This is a genomic window from Pseudomonas sp. BS-2016, assembly GCF_001806145.1.
GTDB lineage: Bacteria > Pseudomonadota > Gammaproteobacteria > Pseudomonadales > Pseudomonadaceae > Aquipseudomonas > Aquipseudomonas lundensis.
In genome coordinates this window covers 1-2374 of the sequence record NZ_MLCT01000132.1, presented here as the reverse complement: position 1 = coordinate 2374, position 2374 = coordinate 1, and the positions used below count along the sequence as shown (strand labels likewise).

The window sequence follows — 2374 nt, the reverse complement described above, 5'->3', positions numbered from 1 at the left end:
CGTCGTCGTCGCCGATGACCACGAACGGCCGCAGGCCGGGCGCTTCGATCACGCGCCGCGCGACGGTGCCGGGCGTGAGCTTGGCGCTACGCACCGGCAGCATCGCTGCCTCGTCCGCGGGTGTGGCGGGAACCTGTGGCGTCGGAATGGGCGGCCGGCCCGGGACATCGGCGCGCGCCTGGAGGTTGAGGGCCTCGTAGTACGGCAGCGCCGACGTGCCACCGCGATCTTCGACCACGATCAGCGGATCGCCGGCACGCGATGCCAGCGGCAGACCTGCCAGCAGCACAAGCAGGCCCCGCAGGGCCAGATGGGATTTTGTCATGGGGAAGTCTCCTGGCGCGCGGCGAGCACCGCGGCGTTTGGATGTGCGCCCTGCACACGCGCGAGATGGCGCGACACGCTGCGCCGGTAGCGGGCGGCGGGCTCGCCGCCCGCAGGACGGTGGTAGCGGCCGATCGCGAGCAGCCAGTCTTCGCCGGACGTGTGCTGCTCGTTCAGGATTTCAGCGGCGATGGCGAGGTTTCGATACGGGTCCAGCAGGTCGCACGCGCTGGTGAAGCGATGCTTGTGGTAGCCGAGGTTGATCTGGACCAGGCCTGCATCGATGCGCGTGTGGGGCGTGGTACGCATTGCCTGTTGCAAGCCCGAGCAGGCGTCGGCGCGCGTGGCGAAGCGGCGCGACTGGCCGGCGACATTGAGGGACCACGGCCACGGCACGATGCGCCCGTTGCGTCGAACGCCGCTCTCCTGCAAGGCCACGGCGTAGAGCACGGTCGAGGGGATGCCCGCCTGCTGGGCGGCGAGCTGGTAGGCAGGTGGCGGAATCTCCTGGGCATGGACGGCGCAGGCGCACAGGCCGGTAGCGAGCACCAGTGCGCACAAGAGCTGCGAGAAGGAGGTGGCCGCTACGGCTGGCGCTGCCATTGGCCGTTCACCTCGCGCACAGCCGCGGGCAAGTCACCGGGCAGGCCCAGCGACAGCCAGCGGCCGCCGTCGTGGTTGAGGGTAATGCTGCCGCTGCGCACGCGCGCCGGGTCGATCTGCGCGCGCTTGGCCCAGTCGCGGATGCGTGCGTCGTCCTGGCGGCTGCCCACCATATACAGGTCGAACTCGGCACCCGAGGATTGCAGCCGCTGCACGAGCTGCCCACAGGCCGCGCAGCCGTCCTTGACGAACACCGCCATGCGACCGCTGCCGCGCGCGGTGCCGGTGCCCGGCCCGTCGTCGGGCAGGTTCACGCGCTGCATGCCGGGGTTCAGGCGCTGCCAGGCTTCGTCGTAGGCACGTTGGTAGGCGAGCAGCTTCTCGACGCGGCGAGCCTCGACTTGCACCTGCAGCTCTGCATAGCGCCGCCGTTCTTCGTCGGTGCGTGCCTCGATGCCTAGGGCAGACAGCGGGTCCAGGTTTGGCGAGTAGATGCCCAGCGGCCCATCCATCAGCTCGCGGTAACGCGCCCATTCCTGGGGTTGGAGCCCCCAGTTGCTTGCTACTCGGTCGTCCAGGACGCGGGCGGCCAGCGGGCGCTCCTGGCTCTGCGCATTGCGGGCTGGAGCTGTGGCTGGCTGTTGCGCCCACGCGGGCCACTGGACTGAAGCCAGTAGGAGTGCGGAAAGGATGATCGACGGCTTCATGTCGTGTGCTCCGATCAGGGAATCGCCACGCGACGGATCTGTTCGCCGGCTTGGAACACCGCAGCGCTGCCATCGATTGCCTGCAAGCGCCATGGACCGACCGCATCACCGGGCAACAGCACCTGAAGCTGGTCGGGCGTGAAGTCCCCGCTGCTCGGCGCGACGGACACACTGAGCTGGCCGGCGCGCAGTTCGGCGCCGACGATGCGGAACGGCAGTGGCGGCGGTTCAGGCTTGGCGGCGGGCTTGCTCGATGTGCGCGGCTGGGCGGGTGTTGCTGCACGCGCGGCGGTCTGACGCGTCTTGATCTGCTCGATCTCCGCGCGCAGCGCCTGAAGGTCGTCGGCTGCTGCGTAGCTGCTCAATGTCTTCTCAACTTGGGAAGCGCGTGCTTCCAGGATTTGGCGGGTGTCTTTGAGGTCCGCCGCCGTTGCGACCTGCGGACGCTGCTGGATGGTTCCGATGGTCTCGGCCAAGGCCACCGCCTGCGCTTCGAGGCGTTGCAAACGGGAGTCGAGCCGTTCCTCGTCGGCCTGGTCGCTCATCGCCTGGTAGCCGAGGGCCACGATGACGCTGAGACCGAGCAGCCAGAGCCAGAGCAGGCTTTGCGCCACCACGGCGGCAGCCGGGCGCCGCGAGGATTGGGGAGTGTTCATGGCTGGCCGCCTGGAATGGAGGGCATCAGTGGGAAGGTCTGCACCGCATCGGCGGCGGCCGGTTCAGGCATGGATTCGACGGCC

Annotated in this window: 4 protein-coding genes and 1 pseudogene; all 5 read right to left on the bottom strand. The window is 69.2% G+C overall.

The window, feature by feature from the left end; genetic code table 11:
- A partial coding sequence (locus BKD70_RS23010) for a DUF2859 domain-containing protein (RefSeq protein ID WP_139145810.1) occupies nt 1-325 on the bottom strand: 325 nt, incomplete at its 3' end.
- Nucleotides 322-927 carry a transglycosylase SLT domain-containing protein gene (locus BKD70_RS23005; protein WP_028690955.1) on the bottom strand — a complete coding sequence of 202 codons (606 nt, stop codon included), beginning with the start codon at nt 925-927 and terminating at the stop codon, nt 322-324. The genes BKD70_RS23010 and BKD70_RS23005, both read right to left, overlap by 4 nt.
- Nucleotides 909-1634 (bottom strand): TIGR03759 family integrating conjugative element protein, encoded by a 726-nt coding sequence (locus BKD70_RS23000; RefSeq protein ID WP_023103911.1) that lies wholly within the window; start codon nt 1632-1634, stop codon nt 909-911. Before BKD70_RS23000 ends, BKD70_RS23005 begins: the two co-directional genes overlap by 19 nt.
- Nucleotides 1635-1648: 14 nt before the next feature.
- Nucleotides 1649-2290, bottom strand: a complete 642-nt coding sequence (locus tag BKD70_RS22995) for a hypothetical protein (protein ID WP_023103912.1) — start codon at nt 2288-2290, stop codon at nt 1649-1651.
- Nucleotides 2287-2374, bottom strand: a pseudogene (locus BKD70_RS24940) (integrating conjugative element protein pill, pfgi-1); the annotation flags it as partial. The pseudogene BKD70_RS24940 and the gene BKD70_RS22995, both read right to left, overlap by 4 nt.